This window comes from Streptomyces sp. NBC_01351 (assembly GCF_036237315.1).
Lineage (GTDB): Bacteria > Actinomycetota > Actinomycetes > Streptomycetales > Streptomycetaceae > Streptomyces.
On the sequence record NZ_CP108356.1, the window covers coordinates 400,033 to 425,834 of the forward strand.

The 25,802-nt window shown below is 72.7% G+C and carries 27 protein-coding genes; 13 read left to right on the plus strand and 14 right to left on the minus strand.

Annotated features, from left to right (window positions below; all coding sequences use genetic code 11):
* Positions 1-66: 66 nt before the first annotated feature.
* Positions 67-1,059 carry an isopenicillin N synthase family dioxygenase gene (locus OG625_RS01995; RefSeq protein WP_329376305.1) on the minus strand — a complete coding sequence of 331 codons (993 nt, stop codon included), beginning with the start codon at positions 1,057-1,059 and terminating at the stop codon, positions 67-69.
* Positions 1,060-1,299: 240 nt separating this feature from the next.
* On the opposite strand from OG625_RS01995, the gene OG625_RS02000 reads away from it, so the two are divergent.
* Together OG625_RS02000 and OG625_RS02005 are read left to right on the plus strand one after the other, a co-directional pair.
* Entirely contained in the window at positions 1,300-2,046 is a 747-nt protein-coding gene (locus tag OG625_RS02000) for a VOC family protein (protein ID WP_329390386.1), read from the plus strand.
* Between the two features lie 130 nt (positions 2,047-2,176).
* Positions 2,177-2,365, plus strand: coding sequence for a DUF6381 family protein (locus OG625_RS02005; RefSeq protein WP_329376307.1), 189 nt, complete (start codon positions 2,177-2,179; stop codon positions 2,363-2,365).
* A gap of 88 nt (positions 2,366-2,453) precedes the next feature.
* Here OG625_RS02005 and OG625_RS02010 read toward each other — a convergent pair whose 3' ends face one another.
* Both OG625_RS02010 and OG625_RS02015 read right to left on the minus strand, forming a co-directional pair.
* A complete protein-coding gene (locus OG625_RS02010) occupies positions 2,454-3,590 on the minus strand; it encodes an agmatine deiminase family protein (protein ID WP_329376309.1) in 1,137 nt (378 codons plus the stop codon).
* Between the two features lie 50 nt (positions 3,591-3,640).
* Positions 3,641-5,182, minus strand: a complete 1,542-nt coding sequence (locus OG625_RS02015; protein WP_329376311.1) for an APC family permease — start codon at positions 5,180-5,182, stop codon at positions 3,641-3,643.
* A 167-nt stretch (positions 5,183-5,349) separates the two neighbouring features.
* On the opposite strand from OG625_RS02015, the gene OG625_RS02020 reads away from it, so the two are divergent.
* The 3 genes from OG625_RS02020 to OG625_RS02030 all read left to right on the plus strand — a co-directional run bounded on the left by OG625_RS02020 (position 5,350) and on the right by OG625_RS02030 (position 8,787).
* Positions 5,350-6,012 carry a TetR/AcrR family transcriptional regulator gene (locus OG625_RS02020; RefSeq protein WP_329376312.1) on the plus strand — a complete coding sequence of 221 codons (663 nt, stop codon included), beginning with the start codon at positions 5,350-5,352 and terminating at the stop codon, positions 6,010-6,012.
* A gap of 214 nt (positions 6,013-6,226) precedes the next feature.
* Entirely contained in the window at positions 6,227-8,056 is a 1,830-nt protein-coding gene (locus OG625_RS02025) for a VanW family protein (protein ID WP_329376313.1), read from the plus strand.
* Positions 8,057-8,097: 41 nt separating this feature from the next.
* Entirely contained in the window at positions 8,098-8,787 is a 690-nt protein-coding gene (locus OG625_RS02030) for a M15 family metallopeptidase (protein ID WP_329376314.1), read from the plus strand.
* Between the two features lie 34 nt (positions 8,788-8,821).
* Here OG625_RS02030 and OG625_RS02035 read toward each other — a convergent pair whose 3' ends face one another.
* Positions 8,822-10,186 carry a M64 family metallopeptidase gene (locus OG625_RS02035; protein WP_329376315.1) on the minus strand — a complete coding sequence of 455 codons (1,365 nt, stop codon included), beginning with the start codon at positions 10,184-10,186 and terminating at the stop codon, positions 8,822-8,824.
* Positions 10,187-10,325: 139 nt separating this feature from the next.
* On the opposite strand from OG625_RS02035, the gene OG625_RS02040 reads away from it, so the two are divergent.
* Complete coding sequence (locus tag OG625_RS02040; RefSeq protein ID WP_329376316.1) at positions 10,326-11,705, plus strand: helix-turn-helix transcriptional regulator; 1,380 nt, start codon at positions 10,326-10,328, stop codon at positions 11,703-11,705.
* Here the strand turns inward: OG625_RS02040 and OG625_RS02045 are convergent.
* The 4 genes from OG625_RS02045 to rpmB all read right to left on the minus strand — a co-directional run bounded on the left by OG625_RS02045 (position 11,668) and on the right by rpmB (position 14,446).
* Complete coding sequence (locus tag OG625_RS02045) at positions 11,668-13,191, minus strand: MFS transporter (RefSeq protein WP_329376317.1); 1,524 nt, start codon at positions 13,189-13,191, stop codon at positions 11,668-11,670. The two genes, OG625_RS02040 and OG625_RS02045, sit on opposite strands and share 38 nt — an antisense overlap.
* A gap of 67 nt (positions 13,192-13,258) precedes the next feature.
* The gene (locus OG625_RS02050) at positions 13,259-13,813 is read right to left on the minus strand and encodes a TetR/AcrR family transcriptional regulator (protein ID WP_329376319.1); all 555 of its coding nucleotides are present in this window, start codon (positions 13,811-13,813) and stop codon (positions 13,259-13,261) included.
* Positions 13,814-13,904: 91 nt separating this feature from the next.
* Complete coding sequence (rpsN, locus tag OG625_RS02055; protein ID WP_329376320.1) at positions 13,905-14,210, minus strand: 30S ribosomal protein S14; 306 nt, start codon at positions 14,208-14,210, stop codon at positions 13,905-13,907.
* Positions 14,210-14,446: a 50S ribosomal protein L28 gene (rpmB, locus tag OG625_RS02060; RefSeq protein WP_329376321.1), complete on the minus strand. Its 237-nt coding sequence runs from the start codon at positions 14,444-14,446 to the stop codon at positions 14,210-14,212. The genes rpsN and rpmB overlap by 1 nt, the downstream gene beginning before the upstream one ends.
* Before the next feature lie 87 nt (positions 14,447-14,533).
* Here rpmB and rpmG point away from each other — a divergent pair, with 87 nt between their 5' ends.
* Genes rpmG through rpsR form a run of 4 tightly spaced genes read left to right on the plus strand, consistent with a single transcriptional unit; the run spans position 14,534 to position 16,402 of the window.
* On the plus strand, positions 14,534-14,698 hold the full coding sequence (gene rpmG / locus OG625_RS02065; protein WP_329376322.1) for a 50S ribosomal protein L33: 165 nt from the start codon (positions 14,534-14,536) through the stop codon (positions 14,696-14,698).
* A gap of 29 nt (positions 14,699-14,727) precedes the next feature.
* Positions 14,728-14,976 carry a type B 50S ribosomal protein L31 gene (locus OG625_RS02070; protein ID WP_329376324.1) on the plus strand — a complete coding sequence of 83 codons (249 nt, stop codon included), beginning with the start codon at positions 14,728-14,730 and terminating at the stop codon, positions 14,974-14,976.
* Positions 14,973-16,121, plus strand: a complete 1,149-nt coding sequence (locus OG625_RS02075; RefSeq protein ID WP_329376326.1) for a CobW family GTP-binding protein — start codon at positions 14,973-14,975, stop codon at positions 16,119-16,121. The genes OG625_RS02070 and OG625_RS02075 overlap by 4 nt, the downstream gene beginning before the upstream one ends.
* 44 nt (positions 16,122-16,165) lie before the next feature.
* The gene (gene rpsR, locus OG625_RS02080; RefSeq protein ID WP_329376328.1) at positions 16,166-16,402 is read left to right on the plus strand and encodes a 30S ribosomal protein S18; all 237 of its coding nucleotides are present in this window, start codon (positions 16,166-16,168) and stop codon (positions 16,400-16,402) included.
* Positions 16,403-16,404: 2 nt separating this feature from the next.
* Here the strand turns inward: rpsR and OG625_RS02085 are convergent, their stop codons facing one another.
* From OG625_RS02085 to OG625_RS02095, 3 genes are read right to left on the minus strand one after another with little or no spacing between them, the layout of a single operon-like run.
* Complete coding sequence (locus OG625_RS02085) at positions 16,405-16,647, minus strand: DUF6158 family protein (protein WP_329376329.1); 243 nt, start codon at positions 16,645-16,647, stop codon at positions 16,405-16,407.
* A gap of 53 nt (positions 16,648-16,700) precedes the next feature.
* Positions 16,701-17,267, minus strand: coding sequence for a type 1 glutamine amidotransferase domain-containing protein (locus OG625_RS02090; protein WP_329376330.1), 567 nt, complete (start codon positions 17,265-17,267; stop codon positions 16,701-16,703).
* Positions 17,268-17,301: 34 nt separating this feature from the next.
* Positions 17,302-18,297 (minus strand): LysR family transcriptional regulator, encoded by a 996-nt coding sequence (locus OG625_RS02095; RefSeq protein WP_329376331.1) that lies wholly within the window; start codon positions 18,295-18,297, stop codon positions 17,302-17,304.
* A gap of 181 nt (positions 18,298-18,478) precedes the next feature.
* Between OG625_RS02095 and OG625_RS02100 the strand changes: the two genes are divergently transcribed.
* Positions 18,479-19,009, plus strand: coding sequence for a DUF6817 domain-containing protein (locus OG625_RS02100; RefSeq protein WP_329376332.1), 531 nt, complete (start codon positions 18,479-18,481; stop codon positions 19,007-19,009).
* A 5-nt stretch (positions 19,010-19,014) separates the two neighbouring features.
* Here OG625_RS02100 and OG625_RS02105 read toward each other — a convergent pair whose 3' ends face one another.
* Both OG625_RS02105 and OG625_RS02110 read right to left on the minus strand, forming a co-directional pair.
* The gene (locus OG625_RS02105) at positions 19,015-22,278 is read right to left on the minus strand and encodes a TIM-barrel domain-containing protein (protein WP_329376333.1); all 3,264 of its coding nucleotides are present in this window, start codon (positions 22,276-22,278) and stop codon (positions 19,015-19,017) included.
* Positions 22,279-22,543: 265 nt separating this feature from the next.
* A complete protein-coding gene (locus tag OG625_RS02110; protein ID WP_329376334.1) occupies positions 22,544-23,377 on the minus strand; it encodes an NmrA family transcriptional regulator in 834 nt (277 codons plus the stop codon).
* Positions 23,378-23,459: 82 nt separating this feature from the next.
* Between OG625_RS02110 and OG625_RS02115 the strand changes: the two genes are divergently transcribed.
* Positions 23,460-24,401 (plus strand): AraC family transcriptional regulator, encoded by a 942-nt coding sequence (locus tag OG625_RS02115; RefSeq protein WP_329376335.1) that lies wholly within the window; start codon positions 23,460-23,462, stop codon positions 24,399-24,401.
* Positions 24,402-24,452: 51 nt separating this feature from the next.
* On the opposite strand, the gene OG625_RS02120 is transcribed toward OG625_RS02115, so the two are convergent.
* Entirely contained in the window at positions 24,453-24,860 is a 408-nt protein-coding gene (locus OG625_RS02120) for a MerR family transcriptional regulator (RefSeq protein ID WP_329376336.1), read from the minus strand.
* Between the two features lie 50 nt (positions 24,861-24,910).
* On the opposite strand from OG625_RS02120, the gene OG625_RS02125 reads away from it, so the two are divergent.
* Positions 24,911-25,795 carry an NAD(P)-dependent oxidoreductase gene (locus OG625_RS02125; RefSeq protein ID WP_329376337.1) on the plus strand — a complete coding sequence of 295 codons (885 nt, stop codon included), beginning with the start codon at positions 24,911-24,913 and terminating at the stop codon, positions 25,793-25,795.
* Positions 25,796-25,802: the final 7 nt, after the last annotated feature.

The following is a 25,802-nucleotide window of genomic DNA, read 5'->3' on the forward strand; positions in this document are numbered from 1 at the left end:
ATCCGCACGCGCCTGATCATCAACTCCGAGGAGGAGAGGGGGATCCCACCGGAGGAGGGCTCCCGGTCACTCCGAGGTCGTAGGCACGCTGATGGCGTCCAGCCGGCCCCGCAGGTACGCGTGCGAGTCGACGGGGTCGTGCAGCACGCGGCCGATGGGGGCGGGGAGGGATTCCACGCGGATGTGCGGATCGCATTCGTAGAAGTAGACCAGGGAGATCAGCTCCTCGGACGGGCTGTCGGCGGGCGGCGGCAGGACGCGGTGACGGCCCGCACGCCAGCGGTCGCCCGTCCAACGGGCCATGAGGTCGCCGATGTTCACGGTGAGCGCCGCCGGGTCGTAGGGGGCGTCCTGCCAGCCGTCGGCATCGGTGTGGATCTGGAGGCCGCCCGAGCCGAGTTGCCGGTCCAGGACGGTCACCGTGCCGAAGTCGGTGTGGGCGCCGATGCGGAACTGCCCGGGGAGCGGCGGGCCGACGGTGTCGGTGCCGGGGTACCAGTTGAGGTTGAACCCCCAGGTGGGGTGTGAGGTGTGGCGGGTGAAGTGGTCCTCGTCGAGGCCGAGGGCCCCCGCGAGGAGTTCCAGCAGTTCGTCGGAGAGGGCCCGCATCAGGCCCAGGTACTCGTCCACCAGCGGCCGCAGCGCGGGCACCTCGGCCGGCCAGGTGTTGGGCCGGAACCACTCGGCGTCCACGGAGGGGACCCCGGTGGGCTCGTCGGCCGCGAAGGACCAGGACTCCTTGAGGTCGGGCGGCGAGGGCTCGCCCTCGGCGTAGCTGTTGGCCTCGGCGCCGGGTCCGAGCCAGCCGCGGCCGCCGACCGTGACGGCGTACGGCTGCTTCGCCGCGGCCGGGAGCCGGAAGAACTCGCCCGCCGCCTCCCGGATCCGCGCGGGCAGCCCGGGGTCCACCCCGTGCCCGGTGACCAGCAGGAATCCGGCCGCGCGCAGGGCCTCGTCGACGCGGGCGGCGGTACGGGCCCGGGCGCTCGGGTCGCCGGACCGCCACGGCCCGAGATCGATCACGGGCACGACGGGCGTGGAGGGAACCTGCGGAGCCATGGGAAACCTGCCTTCCGAGGGTGCGGGCGAGCGTCCGGGACCGAGGCTAGCGCCGCCCGCGGCAGAGCGGGATCACCACGGAGCGTGATTCTCGGCCACTTCTCGTATACGAAATCACCCGTAGACCGCGAAGGTCGTCACCAAAAGGACCAGAATGGGACCGGGGGCTCACGAGGGACGGAGCGAACGGTGGAGATTTCGACGCGGGAGGTCTTCGGGGCCCCGTGCTGGGTGAGCCTGATGGCCCGCGACCTCGACACGGCGCAGCGCTTCTACGGTGCCGTCGCCGGCTGGCGGTTCCGGCCGGCCCGCCTCGGCGATGCCTTCTCGGTGGCGCTGCTCGACGGTGTCCCGGTGGCCGGCATCGGCGCGCTGGCCGGGGACCTGGCGGTCGCGGTGGCCTGGACCCCGTACTTCGCCGTCGACGACGCCGACGTGGCCGTGGACCGCATCCGGGAGCGCACCGGCACGATCGCGGTCGGCCCGGTCTCCTTCGAGTCGGGCGGCCGCGGGGCGCTGGTGGCCGACCCCGACGGCGCGGTGTTCGGGATCTGGGAGGGCGACGTGGCGGCGGACTGGCGGGTGGGCAAGGGCCCGGCGCCGGCCTGGCTGGAACTGCGTACCAGGAACGCGCTGGACGCGGCGATGTTCTACGGCGCGGTGCTGGAGTGGGCCACCGAGCGCCCCGGCTGCTGCGAGGTCAGTTACGAGGAGGACCAGGTGGTGCTGCGGCAGGAGGGCCAGCCGGTGGCCCGGCTGAACAGCGGCCCGGTCGAGCTGGCCTCCTACTCCTCCCACACCCGGCCGCGCTGGCACGTCCACTTCCGGGTGCCGAAGCTGCGGCCGGCGATCGAGGCGGCCGTCGCGCTCGGCGGGCGCCCCGTCTCGGACATCACCTCGAACGCCGAGGAGAGGTGGGTGACCCTCCGCGACCCGGACGGAGCACTGTTCACCCTCACCACCGCCCTGGGAGCGGACTCGGGCTGAGGCCGTGCTTGCCTCGTGGACGGTCCGGCCCCGCCATGGTCACGCTCGGTGACGCTTCGAGATGCGGGCGCGCGGCGGTACTGGTTCGCTGAATCCGCCCGCTCTCCCCCACTGATCCGAGGAGCGATCGATGAGCGTTTCAGGCGAGTCCCGAGGCCGGTCCCAGCAGATGCGCATGAAGGCGCAGGAGCTGAACGAGGCGGCCGAGCGCGCGACCGACCCGGAAGAGCGCAGCCGGCTGAAGGAGAAGGCCCGCCGTCTCCAGGAGCAGAGCGAGCAGGAGGGCCGGATGGACGACCGGGGCATGGACCCCATGTAGCTCACTCCCCCCGTGCACACCGGCCGGTGGCCGCCGCGATCCCCCGTCGCCGCGGACACCGGCCGGCGCGTTCCCGGCCGGCGCGTTCTCAGCCGGCGATCGCCGGGACGTGCTGGGTGACGCAGTGGACGCCGCCACCGCCCCAGGCGAGGACGCGCGCCCTGGCGCCGACCACCTCGCGCCCGGGGAAGAGGGCGGCGAACTGTGCGAGGGCGAGGGCGTCGGCCGGTTCCCCGGCGGTGGGTACGACGACGCTGCCGCTGGTCAGGTAGTAGTTCGTATAGCTGAAGGTCTCCACCATCAGCCCGTTCTGGCGGAAGTGCGGCTGGTGGTGCAGCTCCACCACCTCGAAGGGGCGCCCGCAGGCGTCGGTCGCCGAGTCGAGCACCGCCTTGTTGGCGGCCATCCTGGCGTGGTTGGGGTTGGCCGGGTCGGGCTGGGTGTGGAGCAGGAGCTTGGCGGGGCCCAGGTAGGCGGCGACGAGGTCGACGTGTCCGTTGGTGATGTCGTCGCCGTGGAGTCCGTACGGGAGCCAGATCAGCTTGCTCGCCCCGTACGCGGCGAGCAGCTCGGTCTCGATCTGCGCACGGGTCATGCCGGGGTTGCGGTTGGGGTGGAGCAGGCACTCCTCGGTGGTGATGAGGGTGCCTTGTCCGTCGGTGAGGACGGCGCCGCCCTCCAGGACCATGTCGACGGGCTCGCGGGTGTCACCCAGGTGCGCGCACACGCCGACGGGCAGCAGGTCGTCCTTGTCGTACGGGAACTTCTCGCCCCAGCCGTTGAAGGTGAAGTCGAGGCCGATCCGCTGACTCCTGGCGGCGTTGACCGCGAAGATCGGCCCGGTGTCGCGGGTCCAGCAGTCGTTGATCGGGTACTCGATGACGGTGACCGAGCTGCCGCACTGCCGGCGGGCCTGCGCCGCCGTACCCGGTTCGGCCACCATGATCACCGGCTCGAACCGGGCGACGGCCCGGGCGATCCCGGCGATCTCGGCCTGTACGTCGGCGAGCAGGCCGCCCCACCCGACCTGCCGGTCCCCGGGCCAGGCCATCACGCAGCCGGCGTGGGGCTCCCATTCGGCGGGTGCGTGGAAGGGGTCCGTGCTCGCCGAGGCGGAGGCGGCGGGGCCGAGCAGGGGGACGGCGGCGGCCGCGAGGGCTGCGGCGCCGAAGCCTCGGCGCGTCATGCGCGGGGTGCGCGGGGTGCGCGTGAGTGGCAGGTCCATGACAGTACTCCTTCGGTGTGGTGCGGATTCCGGAACATGGGGCTCCCGATTCAGAGACGTTCGGTGGTGAGGACGCCCTCGCATTCGTCGCCCTCCGCGGTACCCGCCCCGCGCGTCCCGTGCTGCTCCTGCGCGGCGAGCAGTGCGCGCTGGGGCTTCTTGACCACGAGGTAGACCAGGCCGACGGTGATCACCGCGCCGGTGCCGAGCAGGCCCGCCCAGATCTGGTACCAGGGGGCTCCGGGCGGCGCGAGGATGGCGCGCGGCCAGCAGACGTTGACGACCTCGAAGGCGGTCCAGAGCACGGCCAGCACGTTCAGGAAGGTGCCCTTGCGCCCGAGCCGGATGTGCCCGGAGGGGACCCAGGTACCGCGCAGCCGGGCGATCAGGGCGGCCAGGCTCACCAGGAAGAAGGGCAGGAAGGTGGCCGCGGTGCCGAAGGCGATCAGGCTGCCGATGGCCGTGGCGTTCAGGCCGAGCAGCAGCCCCGTACAGCTGACGAGGGTGGAGGTGACCAGCCCGCCGATGGGGGCCTGGCGGCGGTTGACCTTGCGCACCTGGCGGGAGAAGGGGAAGCCGCCGTCGCGCGCCAGCGAGTACACGCCGCGGGCGGCGCCGCCCTGGGAGGCCATGGCGCAGGCGAGGAAGCCGACGAGGACCACGGCGACGAACGGCTTGTCCGACCAGGAGCCGAAGGCGGTGGTGACGGCGGTGGTCACCGGGTCGAGGTCCTCACCGGCGACGACGGCCTGCGGCGAGGGGTGGGCGAGGGCGACGGCCATCGCGTTGAGGATGACGACGAGGCCGACGCTCAGCAGCGCCCACCACATGGCGCGCGGCACCTGCCGGCCGGCGTCCTTCGTCTCCTCGGCGGTGGAGACGCAGGCGTCGAACCCGATGAATCCCCAGCCCGCGACGGCCAGCACGGCCAGGAACGCCACCACGGTCGACCCGCCGGACAGCTCCTCGGCGCCGAGGGTCTCGGTGAGCAGGACGAAGCCGTGCTCGCGGAAGAACAGCAGCAGTGCGAAGCCGACCAGTACGGACGCGACGGCCTCGGCGGCGATGCCCAGCGAGATGAACCAGCTCAGGATCCTGATCCCGTACGCGTTGACCAGCATGCAGGCCAGCAGGATCCCGGCGGCCACGGCGACCATGGAGCCCGGCGTGGGGGTGGCGCCGACGAGGGCGAAGACCCAGGGGGCCGCCAGGTAGGCGACGGTGGTGTTGCCGAACATGACGGCGAACTGCCACACCCAGCCGCTCATCCAGCCGAAGGACGGGCCGAGCAGGCGGCGCCCCCACTGGTAGGGACCGCCCGCGAGCGGCCACTGGGAGGCCAGCTCGGAGTAGACGTTCACGACGAGGCACTGGCCGAGCAGCACGATCGGCAGCGCCCAGACCCAGGCGGGCCCGGCGATCATCGTGCCGACCATGGAGACGGCGTACAGGGCCACGACGGGCGACACGACGGCGAAGCCCATGGCGATGTTGCCGAGGACACCGAGGCTGCGGTTCAGCTCCTGGGTGTAGCCCAGATCGGTCATCCGGGCCGCGTCCGCGTCCTGGACGGGGGAGGGAAGGTCTGGCATGCGTACCTCTCACGGAGCAGGGGCGCGACGGGGCGGCCGACGCGTCCCGGAAACTAAATCTAACGTTGTTAGGTTCTGGGGATTGCGGGGACCTTAACCCGACCCGGACTCCAGGGGAAGACCCTGCCAACGGGTAATCTGGCGGCCACGAACGAGGGGGATCACACGTGGGCCGACCGAACCAGCCGCTGCTCAGCCGCGGGAACATCGCCCGCGCGGCCCTCGAACTCCTCGACGAGGAGGGCCCCCAGGCCCTCAAGATGCGCACGCTCGCCGACCGGCTCGGCGTCAAGGGAGCCTCGCTCTACCACCACGTCGCGTCCAAGGAGGACGTGCTCGACGCGGTCTCGGAACTGATCAACGAGGAGATCGACCTGGGCCCGCTCGACGGGCCGCACTGGCGGGAGGGCATCGCCGCGTACGCGCGCGGCTACCGCCGGGTCTACCTGCGCCACCCGAACGCGATCGCTCCGGCGGCCCGCCGCCAGGTCGAGGCCGACCGGGCGCTGCGCGGCTACGACACCCTGCTCGCCGCCCTCGTCCGGGCGGGCTGTACCCCGGCGCGCGCCGCCGAGGCCGCCGCAGCCATCGACTACCTCGTCCTGGGCTCCGCACTGGAGACCTTCACGGCGGGCTTCACCCGCCCCGCCGACGAGTACCGCCCCGCGTACCCGGCGCTCGCCGACTCCCTCACCGGCGCGGCGGCCACCGGCGAGGGCCTGGCCGCGCTCGACGACCGCGGCTTCGAGCTGGGCCTCGGCCTGCTGCTGGACGGCCTGGCCGCCCAGGTGGCGACTCGGGCCGCCGAGTCCGGGACCGCCCCCCGCTGACCGGCCGTAGGGCATCGACCCAACGTGGAGCGGGGTGTCACCCCCTGACCGCCTACCCCACTCCGAGGCCCTTTGCCCGGTTTGTGAGAACCATTACCTTCTCACCTGAATGGCGTGGTTCCGGCGTCATGATGGATGACCGTAACGGTCATCTACGCGACCTTGCCGCGGCCTGCGAGCCGCTCGGCGACCGGTCGGCGCCACAAGGAGAGACGTGCGACCTGAGGGCAGCTGGACGAACAACTGGCGCAAGGCGTTGCCGGCGGCGGGAGGCGCCGTCGTCCTGGGACTCGGCGGCCTCTACGTCGCCGGGCTCGCGGTCGGCGACGACAGCGCGCCCGGCACCCGGGTCCGGGGTGTGGACATCGGCGGCATGAGCCGCGCCGAGGCGGAGCACACCCTGGCCGCCACCCTCGGGGCACGCGCCGCCGTGCCGATCGCCGTGCGCGTCGGCGACCGCGTCGAGCAGGTCGCCCCCGCCTCCGTGGGGCTGTCCTTCGACCCCGCCGCGACCGCCGACCGCGCCGCCCGCTCGGGCTTCGGGCCGGTCGACGTCATCGGCCGGGTCTTCGCCTTCGGCGACGCGGACGTCGAGCCCGTGATCCGCACGGACGAGGACACCGCCCGCGCCGGGGTCGACCGGCTGCGCGCGAGCACCGAGCAGCAGGTCCGCGACGGATCCATAGCCTTCGACGCCGGCACACCTCAGGTGGTCGCCGCGCGAACCGGCGTCACCCTCGTCCAGGACCGGGCCTTCGACACCCTCCGGGACGCCTACCTGCCGCCCCGCCCGGACGGCAGTCCCGTCGTCCTGCCGGTCCGGAAGGCCGAGCCTCGCGTGGGGGCGGACGAGACCGGACGGGCCCTGCGCGAGTTCGCGCAGCCGGCGGTGTCCGGGCCCGTCGTCCTCACCGTGGCCGGGACGCGCGTACCCGTCAGCCCCGTCGTCCTCGGCGAGCACCTGAAGCTGACGGCCGACGCCGCCGGCCGCCTGGTGCCGGCCCTGGACTCCGGCGGCCTGCTCGCCGACCCCGCCCTGGCCGGGCCTCTCGGGGAGGCCACCGCGCCGCCGCGCGACGCCGTGCTCGGCCTGGACGCGAACGGCCGCGCGGTGGTCGAGCAGCCCGGCCGCTCCGGGCACCAGGTCACCGAGGCGGCCCTCGGCCGCGCCGTGATGCCGGCACTGACCCGCTCGGGCGCCGACCGGAGGGCCGAGGTGGCCACCACGGCCGTCCCGCCGGAGCTGACCGATGCCGAGGCGCGGAGCCTCGGCATCAAGGAGAAGCTCTCCTCCTTCACCGTCGCCTTCCCGGCGGCTCCGTACCGGTCCACCAACATCGGCCGCGCCGTGGAGCTGATCAACGGCTCCGTGGTCATGCCGGGGCAGGAGTGGAGCTTCAACGGCACGGTCGGGGAGCGCACCGAGGAGAACGGCTTCGTCGACGGGATCATGATCAACGACGGCCGGTACGTGAAATCGCCCGGCGGCGGCGTGTCCGCCGTCGCCACCACGATGTTCAACGCCGTCTTCTTCGCCGGCCTCAAGCCGGTCGAGTACGGGGCGCACTCCTTCTACATAGAGCGCTACCCGGAGGGCCGGGAGGCGACCGTCGCCTGGGGCAGCCTCGATCTGCGCTGGCTCAACGACTCCGGGCACCCGGTCTACGTGCGGGCCGAGTCCACCGACACCTCGCTGACGATCACCCTCCTCGGCGAGAAGAAGTACGACGAGATACGCGCGACCAAGGGTCCGCGCACCCACGTCACCCCGCCCGCCAAGCGCCCGGGCACCGGCCCGACGTGCGAGGTCCAGACGCCCATGGAGGGCTTCGACGTCACGGTCGGCCGGATCTTCGTCAAGGACGGCAAGGAGGTCAAGCGCGAGGAACGCACCACCCACTACACCCCGCGCGACGAGATCACCTGCGAGCCCGAAACCCCGCCCGGGACCGTGCCCGGGACCCCGCCCACGACGGCGCCGGGCGCCGCCCCGGCAGCGACGGAGCAGCCGTTGCGGGCGCTGCCGGCGCCTCGGGCGGCGTAACCCCGCAGGTCGACGGGGAGCCCGGCCCGTAGCGTGGACGCGTGCGCCCCACGCGCCCCGCCTACGCCTCCCTGACCGCGGCCGCCCTACTCTGCGCGAGCGCGACGCCCGGTTGTTCGGCGCGTCCGCAGCACCAGCCGCGGGTGCCGGTACGGGCCGCCGCGCCGGTCCTCTCGGCGGAGGTCACGGACGTGCCCCAGGCGAAGCTGGGCACGACCTTGCGGCCCGGGTGCCCGGTCACGGCGGACCGGCTGCGGCTGATCCGGGTGAACCACTGGGGCTTCGACGGCACGGTCCACCGCGGCGAGCTGATCGTCCACCGCGACGCGGTCGAGCCACTGCTGCACGTCCTGGGCCGGGCCTTCGAGGCCCGCTTCCCGATCCGGCGGATGCGCGTGATGGCCGAGTACGGCGGCGACGACGCCGCGGCCATGGCCGACGACAACACCTCGGCCTTCAACTGCCGTCCGGTGACCGGGGACCCCGGGAAGCGGTCACGGCACTCCTGGGGCCTCGCGGTGGACTTCAACCCGGTCGAGAACCCGTACGTGGACGTGCGCGGGGTGGTGCACCCGGCGGCGGGCCGGGCGCACCTGCGGCGCGACCCGGTCCGCCCCGGAATGATCACGGAGGACGGGGCCGTCGCCACCGCGTTCCGCGAGGTCGGCTGGCACTGGGGCGGCGACTGGTCCAACCCGGACTACCAGCACTTCTCCTCGAACGGCGGGTAGGCGCGGGCCCCTCAAACGCTCCGCCGGAGACGACCTAGAGCCGGACCTTCCACTCGGCGGTGGAGCGCAGGGTCCGCATGACCTTCGGGTCGCGCACCGAGGGGGTCCGGTCCTCGACCGTCACCGTCAGGCGGTGGCTGCGGAAGTCGAAGAGCCACAGCTCCGACACGGGCACTTCGGTCCGGCCCTCGAACCGCTTGAGTTCCTTGCCGTCGAGGTACCAGCGCACCACGAGCTGCCGGCCGTCCGCGCCGGTCAGCGCCGGCACGGCCGTCGCCGCCGTGTGGCGGGCCCGCAGGGTGAGGTCGGTGGGGGTGAGCGGCGTGAGGATCCGCGCGTGCCGGTAGAACCCGGCGATCATCGACTCGATTCCGGGGAGGTTGAAGGGCTTGTCCAGCACCCGCATCAGCGAGTTGTCGGTCGGCCGGTACAGCCCGGTCACGAAGTAGTTCCCGCCCTCGTACGCCCCGACCGCGCCGCCGTCGGGCGACGGCTCGCCCAGCCAGCGGTACCACTTGGCGCGCTGTGCGGCCAGCTGCTCCGCGCTCAGCACGGTGCTGTTGGTTTCGGCGGGCTCCGGGCCGGTGTACTTCTCGTAGCCGGGGACTCCGGGGTAGAAGTACTCGTCGGCGAGTTTGCCCAGCGAGTGGCCGGTCTCGTGGATGGCGACCTGGCCGGACTTGGCGTGGCCCGCGGAGGCCGTCGAGATCCCCTCGTAGCCGAGGGTCGCGCTGGGCTCGTTGTAGCCGGCCCCGCCGTACTTGGCGCTGTTGGCCAGGACGATGACCAGGTCGGCCTCCGGCGCCCGGGCCACGTACGCGTCGACCTTGGGCTGGTCGATGCAGAGCAGCCGCTCGATGCCCTCGCACCAGAAGGACGAGCCGAGGGCGGTGTCGCGCACGGTGGCCCGGTCGGGGTCGCCGGTGACGCCCGAGTCGTGGGAGACCGCGTCGACCGTCCAGACGTTGAAGAGGTTGCGGTAGGTGGTGTAGGGCTCGACGGCCGTCACCTCGGCCCATTTCGCGGCCGTGTCGGCGTGGAAGCGGTCCAGTTCGGCGGCGGTGTAGCCGTCCCCGATGACGACGACGTCGAGGCGGTCCGCGGTGGGCCCGTTGTCGATGATCTTGGTGACCGCCCCGTCTGCCGCCCGCTCCGCCTCGGTGAGCCGGCCGGCGGTCTTCGCCGGTCCGGCGCCGCGCGCGGGCACCAGGGCGTGACCCGATCCGGCCTCCCCGCCGTGCTCGGGCCCGGGTATCTCGACCTCCACCCGGTCCTTCGCCGGTGGCTCGCCGTCCGCGGCGCGGGCCGGTCCGGCGGCCACCAGAACGGCGGTCGCGCAGGCCGCCGCGGCGACGGCGCGCAGCACCGCGCGCACGCCGTGGCGTCGTGTCGGTTCCATGAAGTCCTCCCCCGTGAAGAAAGTTAAGTGAGTGGTTAAGCGTGCTGAATCAGCTGCTTAAATTAGGTGGCGTGCCGGGGCGTACGCAATGGCCTGCTCCCCCTGAATACTGGGGAGTTGGAGCACTCAGGAGGTTTCCATGGACGAACCGGCCCGCATCGGACGCAGAGTTCAGCGCATGCGCAGCGAACTCGGACTGACCCAGCGGCAGTTGGCCGAGCCTTCCTACACCTCCGCATACATCTCCACGCTGGAATCGGGCAAGGTCCGCCCCTCCGAGACTGCGCTGCGCTTCCTGGCCGGGCGGCTGGGCACCTCGTACGAGGAACTGGCCACGGGCCGCCCCGCCCATCTGGCCACCGAACTGCGCCTGGCCCTCGCCGACGCACAGGTGACCCTCGCGACGGGCGAGGCCGACGCGGCCGCCGACCGCTACCTGGGCCTGCTCGCGCGGGCGGAGGAGCTCGCCCTCGCTCCCGAGCAGGCGGAGGCCCGGCTCGGGCTCGGCGAATGCGCCCTGGAATCCGGCGAACTGGTCGGCGCGATAGCCCACTTCGAGGCGGCGGAGCGACTCCTCGCCGACGAACCGCTTCCCCGCAGGGCCCGCCCGATCCGGGGCCGCGCCGTCGCGCACCTGCTCGCGGGCGAGCTGCGCTACGCCTGCTACCTCCTCGAATCCACCATCGACGAGCTGGGCGCGAGCGGGCTCGCCGATCCCGAGGCACTGGTGCTGCTCTACGCCGCGGTGATCGGGCCGTACATCGACATGGGCGCCCACGCCCGCGCCGCGCACGCCGCCGAGCTGGCGCTCGCGCTGGCCCCGCAGGTCGGCGATCCGGCGCTGGTGGCGGGCATGCACCGGCAGGTGGCGCGGACGTTCCTCGCCGAGGGGCGGGTGGCCGACGCGGACGCCTCGCTCGCCAAGGCCCAGGAGATCTACGGACAGCTGCGGCTGCGGACGGACCTGGCTCACTGCCACTGGATGCGCGGCTACGTACAGGCCCAGAACGGCGAACTCGCGGTGGCGGAGCGGGAGCTGCGCACGGCCCGGGAGATGCTCTCCGCCCGGCGGGCCGCCCTGTACACGGCGCAGGTCGAGGTGGAACTGGCGGACGTACTGCGCCGGCTCGGCCGTTACGAGGAGGCCGCCGGGCTGCTGTCGGCGCTGCTGGACCTGGGCGACAGCCACGGCGCGGTGCACGCGGGCGGCGCCCACCGGCTCCTCGGGCTGATGGCCGAGGAGCGCGGCGAGACCGAGGCCGCCGAGCAGCACTACGTACAGGCGCTGGCGCTGCTGGAGCGCAGTGGGGCGACGGGCGATCTGGCCGACCTGTGCCGGCTGCTGGGCGATCTGCTGCGGCGCACGGGCCGGGTGGAGGCCGCGATGGACGCGTACCGCACGGGGCTCGGGCACCGGGCGGCGCCGGGCACCACCACCCTGGGCCCGGCGCCCGCGTCGTTCGACGCGGGCGCCGCCCGGATCAGTGGTTCTCGGTGGGCCGGAGGTCGTGCGGAATGAGCGCCCACGTGGTGGCCGCGGCGGCGACCGCGAGGCCGCCGGCCATGAGGAACGCGGGCGTGATCGCCAGGGTGTAGGCGTGCGAGGCCGCGTCGATCAGGGCCTGTCCGACGGCGCCGCCGAGGCGTTCGGCGGTGTGCGCCGCCTCGCCCACCGAGTCCCGTACGGCGGCCGCGCTGGGTCCGTCCAGTTCCAGGGCGGGCAGGTTGCCGCGGTAGAGCGCGGCGGCCGTGGAGCCGAGGATGGCGACGCCCATGGCCGAGCCGAGTTCGTAGCAGGTCTCCTCGATCGCGGCGGCGCTGGACACCTCGGCCGCGGGGGCGGCGGAGATCAGCGTCACCGAGGCCACCGTGGTGGCGAGGCCGGCGCCGAGGCCCATGACGGTCAGGGCAACGGCGAAGGCGGCGTAGCCGAGGTCGGTGAACTGCTGGAACACCCAGGGCATGGCCATGCCGGCGGCGAGTACGACCAGTCCGGCGCCGAGCACGTGGCGGATCGCGAAGCGCTGCATGAGGGACGGGGCCACCATCGAGGCGCAGATCAGCGCGAGTGGTGCGGGCAGCAGGCGAAGGCCGGCCTCCAGCGGGGTGTAGCCCTGTCCGTACTGGAACCACTGGGTGACGAGGAACAGGATCGCGCCCATGCCGACCATGGGCAGGAAGATCGCGGTGGCGGCGACGCTGAAGGCGGGCTTCGCGAACAGCCGCACCTGGAGCAGCGGGTGCGGCACGCGCAGCTGGCGGCGTACGAAGAAGGTCAGCGCCACGGCGGCGAGGACGAGCAGGGCCCAGGGCAGCGGGTCGGCGACTCCGCTCTTGCCGAGCTGCTTGATGCCGCCCGCGAGGGCGAGCATGCCGACGATGGACTGGCCGACGCCCCACCAGTCCCAGGCGCCGGTGGAGCGCGGGGCGCGCGACTCGGGGAGGTAGTGCAGGCCGGCCGCGACGATCAGGGCGGCGACCGGGAGGTTCAGGAGGAAGGCGGAGTGCCAGCCGTAGTCCTGGACGAGGAGACCGCCGACGACGGGGCCGAAGGCCATGCCGCCGCCGAAGACGGCCGCCCAGACGGCGAGGGCGAAGGCGCGCTCCTTGGCGTCGGTGAAGACGCTGCGCAGGATCGACAGGGTGGACGGCATGATGGCCGCGCCGCCGACGCCGAGCAGGGCGCGGGCCGCGATCACGTGCCAGGCCTCGGTGGACAGCACGGCGACGAGGGAGGCCAGCGAGAAGATTCCGAAGCCGACCATGAGCAGCCGCTTGCGGCCCCAGCGGTCGCCGAGCGCGCCCGCGGTGACGAGCAGGCCGGACAGGGCGAGCGCGTAGATGTCGATGATCCACAGCTGCTGGACCGCGCCCGGCTGGAGGTCGCCGACGAGGGAGGGGAAGGCCACGTTGAGGATCGTGGTGTCCATGGAGATGAGCAGGAGGCTGCCGGAGAGGATCGTCAGGACGATCCACCGACGGGGGTCCTGCGCGGGGGTGTGCATGGGAGTCCGTTCAGGGTTGAGCGGGGTTCGATCCGGCGCTCGGGCCGGATTCGGATTCGGGTGCGGGCTACGCGGTGGGCCGCGTGCCGCCGAGGAAGGACGTCAGAACCAGGTGGCCGATCTGGCGGGGCGCGAGGTGGCCGTCGCGCACGCCCTCGGCGGCCGCGTCGAGCAGGCCCCAGAGCGAGTACCAGATCCAGTACGGCGGGAGGTCGGCGCGCAGCCGCCCCAGCCGCTGGCCGAGGGCGAGGAAGGCGAGGGCCCGCTGGTCCTGCCGGTCCACTCCGGCCCGGAACTCGGGGTCGGCGAGGACGGTGGCGTCGCGCGAGGTGAAGCCGTAGAGGTGCGCGGCGGGGATCAGAGCGACGACCAGCTCTTCGAGAGCGGCGTCGAAGGCGGCCCCGTCGGCGCTCTGCGGCAGGTCCACCGGGGTCAGGCAGGCGTCGACCACGTGGATGGCCCGGACCGCGACGGCCTTCAGCAGGGCCTCGCGAGTGGCGTAGCGGCGGCTGAGGGTGGCCCGGCTGGTCCCGATGCCCGCGGCGATCTGCACCATCGAGGCGCTGTGGTCGCCGGCGAGGACGCGGGCGGCCGCGTCCAGTAGTTCTTCTTCGTGCACCATGGTGAGCCTCCTTCGCCTCGGATGATACAAAATTGTCTCACCCGAGGCAAAGTTGGTCCACTCATTTACCCGATCATCTGAGCGCGGGCGCTCACCAGGAGGACTTGGTGACCCCCGGGAGCAGCCCGGCGTGCGCCTGTCCGCGCATCCGGACCCGGGAGAGCCCGAACTTCCGGAGGTACCCGCGGGGCCTGCCGTCCACGCCGTCCCGGTTGCGCACCCGGGACGCGCCGGCGTCGCGGGGCTGCTTGCGCAGCTCCGCGAGTGCGGCCCGCTTCTCGACCTCGGTCGAGGAGGGCCGGCGCAGGACCTCCTTCAGCTCGGCCCGCCGGGCCGCGTACCGCTCGACGATCACCTTGCGCCGGTCGTTGCGCGCGATCTTGCTCTTCTTGGCCATCAGACCTTCACCCCGCGGGCGCGGATCCGGGCCACGGCCGCCTCGACGCCGATCAGGTCGACGGTCTTGATCGCCTTGGCGCTGAGCACCAGGCGGACGTAGCGGCCCTCACCGGCCAGCCAGTAGCGCTTGCGCTGGACGTTGGGGTCGAAGCGGCGCGAGGTGCGCCGGTGCGAGTGGGAGATGTTGTTGCCGAAGCCCGGCCGGGCGCCGGTCAGCTGACAGTGGGCGGACATGGAGTGCTCCCTGCCTCTCTCCGAGCGGGAGCGTCGTCGCCCACCGCTCGTTATTGAAAACGATTTCCGTTGTCGTATAGTAGCGGCATGGCACGCAACGAAATACGCCCGGTCGTCAAGCTCCGCTCCACCGCCGGAACCGGGTTCACGTACGTCACCCGCAAGAACCGGCGCAACGACCCCGACCGGATGGTGCTGCGCAAGTTCGACCCGGTGGTCCGCCGGCACGTCGACTTCCGCGAAGAGCGCTGACCCTCCCCACCCCCAGAGAGAGCCACCCCATGAAGCCCGGAATCCACCCCGCCTACGGCCCCGTCGTCTTCCGCGACAAGGCCGCCGACTTCGCCTTCCTCACCCGCTCGACCGCTCGCAGCGACAAGACGGTCGAGTGGGAGGACGGCAACACCTACCCCGTCATAGACGTGGAGATCTCCTCCGCGAGCCACCCCTTCTACACCGGCACCGCCCGCGTCCTGGACACCGCCGGCCGCGTCGAGCGCTTCCAGCGCCGCTACGGGAGCAAGGCGTGACGCTCCCCGTCGTGATCGTCGGCGGGCTGCACGCCGACGCCCGCCGTGCCGCGGTGGACCAGCTGCTCGCCACCGTCCCGGGCAGCGTCGCCCTGCACCACGACCTCGCCACCGCGGCCGAGGGCACCGTCCGGCGCCTGGTGCGCGACTCCTCCGGGCCGCTGGGCTCGGGGGAGGCCCCGCTCGTCAACGACTGCGCGTGCTGCGCGCTGCGCGAGGACCTGGTCCCGGAACTGTGGCGGCTGGCCGAGGACGGCCTGACCCGGCTCGCCGTCGTCGAGCTGTGGGACTCCGTGGAGCCCCGGGCGATGGCCGAGGTCGTCGCCGCGCACGGGGGCGGGGCACTGGAGCTGACCAACGTGATCACCGCCGTCGACCCGGCCCTCGTCCTGCCGTACCTCGCCAACGGGGACGACCTGGCGGAGGCGGGTCTCGCCTCGGCCGCCACCGACCGGCGGACCGTCGGTGACACCTGGGCCCGGCAGCTGGAGTACGCCCCCGTCCTCGCCCTCCTCGACAGCGGGGAGGCGGACGACGAGGACCGCGCACTGCTGGCCCAGCTCCACCCGACCGCTCGGCGGGTGGAGACGGGCTCGGGCTCGGACGAACTGGCCCGGCTGGCCTTCGCCGGGTTCGACACCGAGGCGGCCGCCGCCGCCCAGCACCCGGCCTGCGCGCTGCTGCCGCAGGAGGCGGACGAGGCCGGGGTCGCCACCCTCGTCTGGCACCGCCACCGCCCGTTCCACCCGGAGCGGCTCTACGAGGCGCTGGAGGACCTGTGCTGCGCCGCGGCCCGCAGTCGCGGCCGGTTCTGGCTCGCCGACCGCCCGGACACGCTGCTGGCCTGGGACGCCGCGGGCGGCGCGCTCTGCGTGGAGGACAGCGGGCCCTGGCTGGCCTCGCTGCCGGACGCCGCGTGGGAGATGGTGCCTCCCGTGCGCAGGGCGGCCGCCGCCCTGAGCTGGCACCCCGAGCACGGCGACTGCTGCCAGCACCTGGTCTTCACCTCGCCCGGCCTCGACCGCGACGGGCTGGAGCGGTTGCTCGACTCCTGCCTGCTCACCGACGCCGAGTACACCGCGGGGCGCGAGGGGTGGAAGCGGCTCCCGGCCGCCTTCGACGCCCTGCTCGACCCCGTCTCGTAAGACGCGTACCCGTACCCGTCCCAGCCACTCCCAAGGAGTCCCCCGTGGCCCGTCGTACCGACGTCCGCAAGCCCGTCAAGGCCCGTCCCAACCCGCTGGACGCCGCCAAGATCACGCACATCGACTACAAGGACATCGATCTGCTGCGCAAGTTCATCTCCGACCGCGGCAAGATCCGCAGCCGCCGCGTCACCCGGGTCAGCGCCCGGCAGCAGCGCCTGCTGGCCGCCGCGATCAAGAACGCCCGCGAGATGGCCCTGCTTCCCTACGCGAGCCGGTAGGCCTACTCGCCGGCGCTGCGGGCGCGGGCGCCCTCGCGGGTGCGGGACGCGGTCTGGGCCCGCTGCGGGTGACGGCGTACGTACTCGTGCTCCAGCTCGTTCATCCGCTTCGTGTGGGTGACCAGGGCGTCGTCGGACCCGTGCAGCAGGGTCGCGTGACGCGTGCGGTGGATGGCCTCCAGCTCTCTCAGGAGCTTGCCCTCCTCCAGCTTGCTCGCCGACGGACCGCCGTCGTGCTCCGTCATGTCGCGTGCACCTCCTCCGCGCGCGTCCTGCGGGCTTCGTCCCCCGTCCTCCATCATGCGCCGCCCGGGGCCCGGCCGCCGATCTCCGCGACGAGGGCGCCGCAGAAGGCCTTGAGGTCGCGCGGTCTGCGGCTGGTGATCAGCGTGGCCGGCGCCGCGTGGCAGACGTGGACCTCCTCGTCGACCCAGGTGCCGCCCGCGTTGCGGATGTCGGTGGCGAGGCTGGGATACGAGGTCAGGGTCCTGCCGTGGAGCACGTCGGCCTCCACCAGGGTCCAGGGCGCGTGGCAGATCGCTGCGACCGGCCTGCCCGTCTCGAAGAACTGCCGGACGAACGCGACGGCCCGCCGCTCCGTGCGCAGGGCGTCGGGGTTGGCGAGGCCGCCGGGCAGCACGAGTGCGTCGAAGGCCTCCGCCGTGTCCTCGGCCACGTCCTCGCCGAGGACGTGGTCGACGGCGTGGGCTCCCGCCTTGTCGAGGTGGTGGTAGGCGCGGATCACGCCTGGCTTCGTGGAGACCAGCCGGGGGATCCAGCCGGCTTCCAGTACGGCCTGCCACGGGACGGTGAGCTCGGTCTCCTCCACGCCCTCGGGCGCCATCAGGAACGCGATGCGTCGCATGCGGGTCGCCTCCTTCCCTCCTCCCCCTCCTCCTTCAAGAGTGCCTGCCCGGGCAGGGCCCGGGCGCGGCCGAGCCGTCGGATGGGGGGTGCGGCGATGAGGGCGGCCGCGCACCGGAAGCCGACCGCGGCCCGGCCGCGCGGGCCGTGCAGCTGCGGGCGACCTCGTCGGCGAAGACCAGCGCGGGCGGGGCGAGGGCGGACCAGCGGCGGACCGCCCAGCCCACCGCGAGGGGCGGCAGGGCGGGGATGGGGACCAGCCGCAGCGGGCCGTCGGTGCCGGGCACGCGCCAGCCGGGCAGCGCGGGCACGACGGCGTGGCCCAGGCCCAGTTCGGCGAGCAGCAGGGCCGTGTCCCAGTCGGCCACGCTGGTGTCGGAGCGGACCCGGATGCCGGATTCCGCGAGGGCGGCGTCCAGGTGGGCGCGGGAGGCCGAGTTCTCGGGCAGCCTGATGTGGCGGATCGCGGCCAGGTCGGCCGGCTCGATGCGGGTGCGGGCGGCGAGGGGGTCGTCGGCGCCTACCGCGAGGACCCAGGGCAGCTCCATGACGGGGCGCTGTTCGATGCCGCGGACCGGTCCCCCGATGGTGATCCAGGCGAGGTCGAGGTCGTCGGCGGCGAGGGCGTCGAAGCAGCTGCGGCTGGAGTTCTCGGTCTGGAACTCCAGGCTCACCTCGGGGTGGCGGCGGCGGAAGGTGACGACGGCCTCGGACATGAAGTGGCGCACGGTGGTCGCGCCCGTGGTGACGCGCACCGTACCGCCGCCTCCGCGGACGAGTTCGTCCAGGCGGCGCAGTGCTCCGTCGAGGCCTGCGATGCCGTCGGCGGCGGCCGCTTGCAGGATGCGGCCCGCCTCCGTGGGGACGACGCCCCGGGCGTGCCGCTCCAGGAGGCTCGTCCCGGTCTGCTTCTCCAGCCTGCGGACGTGCTGGCTGACGGCCGACTGAGTGCAGCCGAGGTCGCGGGCGACGGCGCTGAGACTGCCCGCGCGGCAGACGGCCACGAACACACGGAGATCATCGAGGGTCACGAGACCCAAGGTATCGCTTGGATGTGGGGAGGAAACCGGAGGATTGACTTGGGTTTTGGGCTGGCCCAAGATCGATGCAGGCCCGGGCGGCAACCCGTCCCGCGCCTTCGCCACGGGGTCCGGACCCCAGGCGGGGGCGAGGACGGGTGCCGACCCGTCACCACCATCGAAGGGGTCGGCCGTGCCGGATCCAGCCGTCGCCCGGCTGCGGGAGCTGGGTGCGGAGCGTATCGCGCACCCGGGCGGAAACCTCCTCGCGCACCTGTGTCGCGTACGGGAGCTGCTCGCCTCCTGGGGAGCCCGTCCGGCGCTCCGGCAGGCGGGACTGTGCCACGCGTTCTACGGTACGGACGGCTTCCCGACCGCCCTGCTCCCGCTCGGACGGCGGGCCGAACTGACCGCGGTGATCGGCGCCGAGGCCGAAGGGATCGTGTACCTGTACGCCTCCTGCGACCGGGCGGCCTCCCACCCGTCGCTCGCCGACGCGGAGGCGGCCTTCCGGGACCGGTTCACAGGTCGTGTCCACTCCCCCGCCCGGGCTCTGCGCCGGGACTTCGCCGAGCTGACGGCGGCGAACGAACTCGATCTCGCGCGGGTCGATCCGGCGTTCCGGGCCGCGTGGGGCGGCGAACTGCTCGCCCTCTTCGGCCGGTTCCGCGGCCTGTTGAGCGAGCCGGCCTGGCGGGAGTGCCAGGCCGTGCTCGGCGAGTAGCGGCGTCAGGGAGTGAACGTCCAGCGTTGGGCGGGGGTGTTGGCGCAGGCGGTGCGGGTGAGGAGGGTGCCGTTGGCGGTGGCGGAGCCGGCCGGGGTGAGGCATTGGCCGGCGTTGCGCAGCGTGCTCTGGGGACCGGCCTGCCAGCTTTGCCCCGCGCTGCCGTTGCAGGTCTGGATGGTCACCCGGGAGGGGTTCGCGGCGTCGAGGCAGACCCCCGCGAGGCCGGTGAGGCGGCCGTCGGGGTGGAGGGTCCAGCGCTGGTTGGGGCCGCCGTGGCAGGTGTAGAGGGTGGGTTCCGTGCCCGGGGTGGTGGCGCTGTGCGGTAGGTCGACGCAGCTCGCGGAGGCGGCGTTGAGGAGAGTGGCGTTCGCCGGGAGCGGGGCCGGGCGGCCGGTGAGGGTGATCTCGGCGGCGCTGGTCCAGGGGCCGCGGCCGCCGGCCTCGGTGAGGGCCTTGAGGCGGAGGTAGCGGCCGGCCTTCGGGGAGAGGGCTGTGGTCTTGGCGGCGGCGGTGTCGGCGAAGGTGCCGCTCGCCACCGGGGAGCCCCAGTCGGCGGTGGTGTCGGACACGTAGACCTCGTAGGAGCCGATGCGGCCGTTGACCCCGCCGTCCTGACGGGGCAGGTAGCCGAGGCCGTCGACCGTGTGGCGGGCGCCGAGGTCGATCTGGATCTCATGCGGGAGCGGGGCGGGCTTCGAGGAGGACCAGGCGGTGTGCCAGAGCGTGGCCGGGTTGCCGTCGAAGGCGTTGGCGGCGGCGCCGTTCTCCGCGCTGGTCTCCTGGCTGTCGGCGGAGACCAGGGACCAGGCCGACTGCGCGATCGGTGAGGAGGAGGGCAGGGCCTCGGCGGCGGGGACGGTGGTGCCGGTGGCCGAGACGCTGAACGCGCCCGCCTTTGCACCCGTCTTGACCCAGAGGACTCCGGCGCGGTCCTCGGCGTCGAAGAACCAGCCGGTGGCGGCCGAGTCGTAGGCGGCCTTGGAGGTCTGCCGGGTCAGGGCGGCGCCGTCCGCAGTGACGGCGGAGGGCGCGGAGGCCACGTGGAGGCTGAACTCGTACCCGCGGGAGGCCGGTTTGCCGGTGTAGGCGCCGGTGGGGGCGCCCACGGAGACGGTGACCGTGCCGGAGCCGCTGGTGGGAGCGGTGACGTCGACCCGCTGGCGGGCGAACGCCCCGGACTGGTGGGCGCGGGTGAGGCCGTCGTCCTCGTACAGGCTGAAGGAGGAGGCGCCGCGCGGGTGGATGTCGTAGGTGAGCGTGGAGACGGGCTTCTCGCCCGTGTGGTTCATCTGCGGCCACATCGGGACGATGCCGCCGCCCTTGACGAAGAGGGGCAGCGTGTCGAGGGGCGCCTGGTAGCCGTTCAGCCAGCCGGGGCCCGCGTACGTCTTGCCGGTCCAGTAGTCGGTCCAGCTGCCGGCGGGGAGGTAGATGCCGTCGCGAACCGTGGTGTCGGAGACCACGGGCGCGACGAGCAGGGAGTCGCCCGCCATGAACTGGCCGCTGGTGAGGTTCCCGCGGGCCACCGGGTCGTCGGGGTACTCCAGGACCATCGCGCGGGTGCTGGGGACGCCGCTCTCGTGGGCGACGCGGCTCATCGTGTACAGGTACGGCATCAGCCGCATCTTGAGCTGCAGGTACTTGCGGTTGATGGAGAGGTACGGCTCGGCGAAGCGCCAGGGCTGCTTGTCCTGGTAGCCGGCGGACGGGTTGGTCGCGCCCCAGCCGGACATCGTCATGAAGGCCGGGGTGAAGGCCTTCCACTGGAGGTCGCGGGTGTAGGTCTTGGGGCTGCCGCCGAAGATGCCGTCGACGTCCCCGGCGGCGTAGTTGAGGGCGGACAGGCCGGCGCCGGTGATGGCGGGGACGTGCCAGCGCATGTCGTCCCAGGTGCCGTGGGTGTCGCCGGTCCAGACGACGGCGTTGCGCTGGGTGCCGGCCCAGCCGTCGACGGTCCAGACGTAGCGGCGGGCGTCGGAGTTCTTCTCGATGCCGTCGACCGCCTGCTTCACTCCGTCGAAGGCGTACTTGTATCCGCTGCCGATCCAGGCCACGTCGGTCTTCACGCCCCGACTGCCGGCCGTGCCCACCTCGTCGGCGATGTTCCCGAGCCCGGTGGAGGTCCACAGGCCGGTCTGGAAGCCCTTGGCCTTGAGTGCGTCGACGGTCGATTTGAGGGGTGCGGTGTAGCCGCAGCCGTAGCCGTCGTTGGGCAGGAACCAGCCCGAGGGCATGTCGGCGGCGCGCGCGTCCGTGGCGTACCCGACGACGTCGGGGGTGGTTTGGTGGCGCAGCCGGTTGTGGTCGCCCTGGTAGTCGGGGTTGGAGGCGTTGAAGCAGTCGGCATTGCCCAGCTCGAAGCCCCACATGGGTGCCATGAACGGCTTGCCGCTCACGTCGGTGTAGCCGTCGAGCACGGACTTGAGGGAGTCGCCGGTGAAGTACCAGGCGTCGAAGCGCTTCTCGTCGTGGGTGAGCGTGCTGGGAGCGTTGAAGCCGTACGAGCCCGGGGCCCAGGTGTTGCGCATGACGCCGTAGCCGTTGGTGGACATGTAGAAGGGGGCGGGGCTTGCGTTGTCGTTCTCGCGCCACCTGTTGTCGACGGCCACGGGGACGGTCTTGCCGCGCAGCGCCCATTCGCCCAGGCGCAGGCCGGTGCCGTAGAACTGCTCGTCCGCGCCGCGGGCCAGGTACTGGGTGGTCTGACTGTTCGTCCAGCTGGTGGGCTGGGTCTCCTGCCAGACGAGGGTGGTGTTGTCGGCGCGGTAGACGGAGAACTGGAGGGGTGACTTGTTCACCCGGATCGAGAGGGCTCCGGTGGTGATGCGGTAGTACGAACCCGCGTCCGTGTAGCTCGTGGCGACGGAACCGAAGTCCGTGGTGGGAGCGAGGTCGGAGCCGGCCGGGTCGTTGGTGAAGGCCCCGTCCGGCGAGAGCCAGAGCCGGAAGATGTCGGCGCGGGCGACGACGACGCGGGCCTTGGCGCCGCCGGAGGCGGTGACGGTGAAGGTGTTCCCGGACTGGGCGAAGCCGGTGACGTTGCCCGCCGTGGCGGTCGCCCCGGCGGGGGCGGCCGGGGCGGTGGCCGGTGTGGCGGCGGCCGGTGTGGCGACGGGCCCGGCGGCGGCCAACCCCAGGACGGCGAGTACCCCGGCGAACAGGGCGGCGCCGGCCGGGGTGCGGCGCGGCCACCGTCCGGGGCCTCGGCGGCTTCGGGAGGCCGGGCGGGCCAACGCCGAGCTCCTTCGGGTGCTGGGCAGTCTCATGGGGCAGCTCCTCGCACGGTCCGGATCGCGGACACAGCTCTTTGGCATGCACCCGGCAACATAGCGTCCCGCCGGCTCCGTTTGAAGAATGCTGCTCGAAGTTGGCGACTATCAAGCACTATTGAGCATTAGTCGGAGCCCGAACCGCCGAACCGCTGCCGAGGATTGGGGGGCGCCGGCGGGCACGTCACCGGGAACTGCCCGGACATCCTGCGCCGGATGCCCGGCGCCCACCCCAGCCCGGCGCGACGACCCGGGCCGCTCGCTAGGCGGCGTCCCACACGCCGGTGCGGGCGATTTCGGCCACCCAGTCCGCGAAGTCGCGGGGCTTGCGGTGGAGGGCACGTTCGACGCCGTCGGCCAGTGAGCTGTTGCGGCCGTCGAAGAACTCGGAGATGAGCGTGGCCAGCGGCTCGGCGAAATCGCGCGGGGCGCCGTCGTCGACGATGGCGTCGGCGAACTGCTCCCGGGTGACCGGCTCGTAGCGCAGTGCGCGCCCCGTCGCCCGGGCGATCTCCTCGACGCCCTCGGCGAAGGTCCACAGCCGGGGGCCCGTCAGCTCGTAACGCTCGCCCACGTGGCCGTCCTCGGTGAGGGCCGCCACCACGACGTCGGCGATGTCGTCGGCGTCGACGAACGGGTCGGCGTTGCCACCGGCAGGCAGGGCCAGCACGCCCTGGCGCAGGGGCTCGAGGAACACGCCCTCGTCGAAGTTCTGGTTGAACGAGGCCGGGGCGACGATGGTCCACTCGACGGGGAGGCTCGTCACGGCGTTCTCGCACCGGACGGCCTCGTCCTGGTTGCGGGCGGACAGCAGTACCAGGCGCTGGACGCCGGCGTCGACCGCCAGCCGGGAAGCGGCGGCGATGTCGTCGCCGGCTCCGGGCCACTCGACCTCGGGGTAGTACATCAAGTAGGCGGACCGGACGCCGGCGAAGGCGCCGGCCCAGGTCGAGGGGTCCTCCCAGTCGAACGGAGGCTCGCCGGTGCGAGATCCGACCCGCACGTTCGCTCCGCGCTCGATCAGCCTCCGGGTCACCCGGCGGCCGACCCGGCCGGTACCGCCGAGGACCAACGTCGTGTGCTCGTTCGTTGTCATGCCAACAGTCTCAACGGCACTGATCTGGACGGTCCATGGCCGAGCTGCCAGGATCCATAATCAATCGTCTAATGTTGGCCGGGTGGATGCACTCGCAGGATTGCTCGAGGGGCCGCGGGCCAGCGGCGCCTTCCTCCTTCGCATCGTGCTGGACCCGCCCTGGTCGATCCGGGTCCAGGACGGATCACCGCTGTGCCTCGCCGTCATGCTCAGCGGCGAGGCGTATTTCGAGCCCGGCGACGGCGAGCCGGTGCGGCTGCGCCCGGGCGACGTCGCCATCGTCCGCGGGCCGGACCCCTACCTGATGAGCCATGAGGTGGCCGCCCCGCCGCAGGTCATCGTGCATCCGGGCCAGCGGTGCGTCACGCCCGAGGGCGTCGAGCTGCGCGAGCGGATGTCACTGGGGGTCCGCACGTGGGGCAGCAACCCCAACGGGTCGATGCAGATGCTGCTCGGTGTGTACGAGGAGGTCGGCGCTGTCGGTCAGCGCCTGCTCGACGTGCTGCCGCCGCTGCTGGTCGTGTCCGACGACACGTGGGACTCGACGCTCCTCCCGGTACTGGCCCGCGAGGCCGCCAAACAGGGCCCGGCTCAGGGCGTCATGCTCGACCGCCTGCTCGACCTGCTGCTCATCTCGGTGCTGCGGGTCTGGCTCGACCGGCCCGAGAACGAGGCCCCGGCCTGGTACCGGGCCCACGCCCACCCGGTGGCCGGCGAGGCGCTGCGCCTGTTCCACGAGGACCCTGCGAACGACTGGACGCTGGCGCGGGTCGCCGCCGAGGTCGGCGTGTCCCGGGCGACGCTGGCCGAGTGCTTCCGCAACACCGTCGGCACGCCGCCGATGACCTACCTGGCCGAGTGGCGCCTGGCCCTGGCCGCCGACCTGCTGCGTCAATCCGACGCCACGCTGAACACCGTGGCCCGGCAGGTCGGTTACGGCAGCGGATTCGCGCTCAGCTCGGCGTTCAAGCGGGTGTACGGCATCAGCCCGCAGGAGCATCGCAGCGCCGCGCCGGCACAGTGAGCGCGGGGGCCGCCGGCCCGACGGCCCGAACCGGCCCCACCCGGCGGCCGGTCAGGCGGGAACGGGCTCCTCGCGGGCGTCGTCGAAGGGGGGATAGCTCTCGCCGGCCATCCGCTCGGCCGCGTCGACGTAGTCGGCAAGAGCCGCGCGGGATTGGGCGAGCCTTTCCATCTGGTCGTCCAGGCGCTGCAGCCGTGACCGCATCGCGGACAGCAACTCGGGACACCCGGGCAGCTGCGGGGCCTCGCCGACCGCGCAGGGCAACAGGTACGCGATGTCCTCGGAGGACAAACCTGCTCCGAGGAGGTGCCGGATCTGCCTGACCCGCAGTACGGCGCTCTCGTCGTACGCGCGGTAACCGTTCGCACGGCGGTCTGCCTCCAGCAGACCCTGGGCCTCGTAGTAGCGCAGCTGGTGGGCGTTGACGCCCGTCCGGCGACTCAATTCCCCGATCCGCATCGAAAACCTCGCTTGACCTTCACACCGGTATCAACGTTGACGATGCTGCCATGAACAACGAACCAAATGCACCTGTGACAATCATCGGACTCGGGCTGATGGGCCAGGCACTCGCCGGCGCGTTCCTGAAGGCCGGGCACCCCACGACCGTGTGGAACCGTACGGCCTCCAAGGCCGACCGGCTGGTGGCCGAAGGGGCACACCTGGCGCCGACCGTCGGCGACGCGCTCACAGCCGGTTCCCTGACGATCATCTGCGTCACGGACTACCAGGCCGTGCGCGAGCTGCTCGGCGCGAGCGATGTCGCGCTCGACGGCACGATGTTGGTCAACCTGACCTCGGGGAACTCGGCCCAGGCCCGGGAAGCCGCGCGATGGGCCGAACAGCGAGGTGCCCGTTACCTGGACGGCGCCGTCATGGCCGTCCCGCCGGTGATCGGGACCGCCGAAGCGGTGATTCTGCACAGCGGGCCGCAGTCGGACTTCGAGGCGCACAGGTCGACGCTCGACGTGCTCGGCACCGCCACCTACCTCGGTGCGGACCACGGACTGGCATCGCTGTACGACGTGGCCGGTCTCGCCATGATGTGGAGCGTCCTGAACGCGTGGCTCCAGGGCACGGCCATGCTCAGGACGGCCGGTGTCGACGCCTCGACGTATGCCCCGTTCGCGCGGCAGATCGCCGCCGGCGTGGCGGAATGGCTGCCCGGGTACGCCGCGCAGATCGACAGCGGATCCTTCCCGGCGGAGGTGTCCGCCCTGGAGACGGACGCGCGGGCGATGGTTCACCTGATCGAGGAGAGCGAGGCGCTGGGGGTCAACGCCGAACTGCCGAGGTTGTTCAAGGCGATGGCAGACCGCGCGATCGCCGCCGGACACGGTGGGGAGCAGTATCCGGTGCTGATCGAGGAGTTCGGCAAAGCCGGCGACCGCTGACCGACCC

Coding starts and splice junctions, on each gene's coding strand:
- OG625_RS01995 (WP_329376305.1), bottom strand. CDS start 1,059: ATGGCTCCGCAGGTTCCCTCCACGCCCGTCGTGCCCGTGATCGATCTC.
- OG625_RS02000 (WP_329390386.1), top strand. CDS start 1,300: ATGGCCCGCGACCTCGACACGGCGCAGCGCTTCTACGGTGCCGTCGCC.
- OG625_RS02005 (WP_329376307.1), top strand. CDS start 2,177: ATGAGCGTTTCAGGCGAGTCCCGAGGCCGGTCCCAGCAGATGCGCATG.
- OG625_RS02010 (WP_329376309.1), bottom strand. CDS start 3,590: ATGGACCTGCCACTCACGCGCACCCCGCGCACCCCGCGCATGACGCGC.
- OG625_RS02015 (WP_329376311.1), bottom strand. CDS start 5,182: ATGCCAGACCTTCCCTCCCCCGTCCAGGACGCGGACGCGGCCCGGATG.
- OG625_RS02035 (WP_329376315.1), bottom strand. CDS start 10,186: ATGGAACCGACACGACGCCACGGCGTGCGCGCGGTGCTGCGCGCCGTC.
- OG625_RS02040 (WP_329376316.1), top strand. CDS start 10,326: ATGGACGAACCGGCCCGCATCGGACGCAGAGTTCAGCGCATGCGCAGC.
- OG625_RS02045 (WP_329376317.1), bottom strand. CDS start 13,191: ATGCACACCCCCGCGCAGGACCCCCGTCGGTGGATCGTCCTGACGATC.
- OG625_RS02050 (WP_329376319.1), bottom strand. CDS start 13,813: ATGGTGCACGAAGAAGAACTACTGGACGCGGCCGCCCGCGTCCTCGCC.
- rpsN (WP_329376320.1), bottom strand. CDS start 14,210: ATGGCCAAGAAGAGCAAGATCGCGCGCAACGACCGGCGCAAGGTGATC.
- rpmB (WP_329376321.1), bottom strand. CDS start 14,446: ATGTCCGCCCACTGTCAGCTGACCGGCGCCCGGCCGGGCTTCGGCAAC.
- rpmG (WP_329376322.1), top strand. CDS start 14,534: ATGGCACGCAACGAAATACGCCCGGTCGTCAAGCTCCGCTCCACCGCC.
- OG625_RS02070 (WP_329376324.1), top strand. CDS start 14,728: ATGAAGCCCGGAATCCACCCCGCCTACGGCCCCGTCGTCTTCCGCGAC.
- OG625_RS02085 (WP_329376329.1), bottom strand. CDS start 16,647: ATGACGGAGCACGACGGCGGTCCGTCGGCGAGCAAGCTGGAGGAGGGC.
- OG625_RS02090 (WP_329376330.1), bottom strand. CDS start 17,267: ATGCGACGCATCGCGTTCCTGATGGCGCCCGAGGGCGTGGAGGAGACC.
- OG625_RS02105 (WP_329376333.1), bottom strand. CDS start 22,278: ATGAGACTGCCCAGCACCCGAAGGAGCTCGGCGTTGGCCCGCCCGGCC.
- OG625_RS02110 (WP_329376334.1), bottom strand. CDS start 23,377: ATGACAACGAACGAGCACACGACGTTGGTCCTCGGCGGTACCGGCCGG.
- OG625_RS02120 (WP_329376336.1), bottom strand. CDS start 24,860: ATGCGGATCGGGGAATTGAGTCGCCGGACGGGCGTCAACGCCCACCAG.
- OG625_RS02125 (WP_329376337.1), top strand. CDS start 24,911: ATGAACAACGAACCAAATGCACCTGTGACAATCATCGGACTCGGGCTG.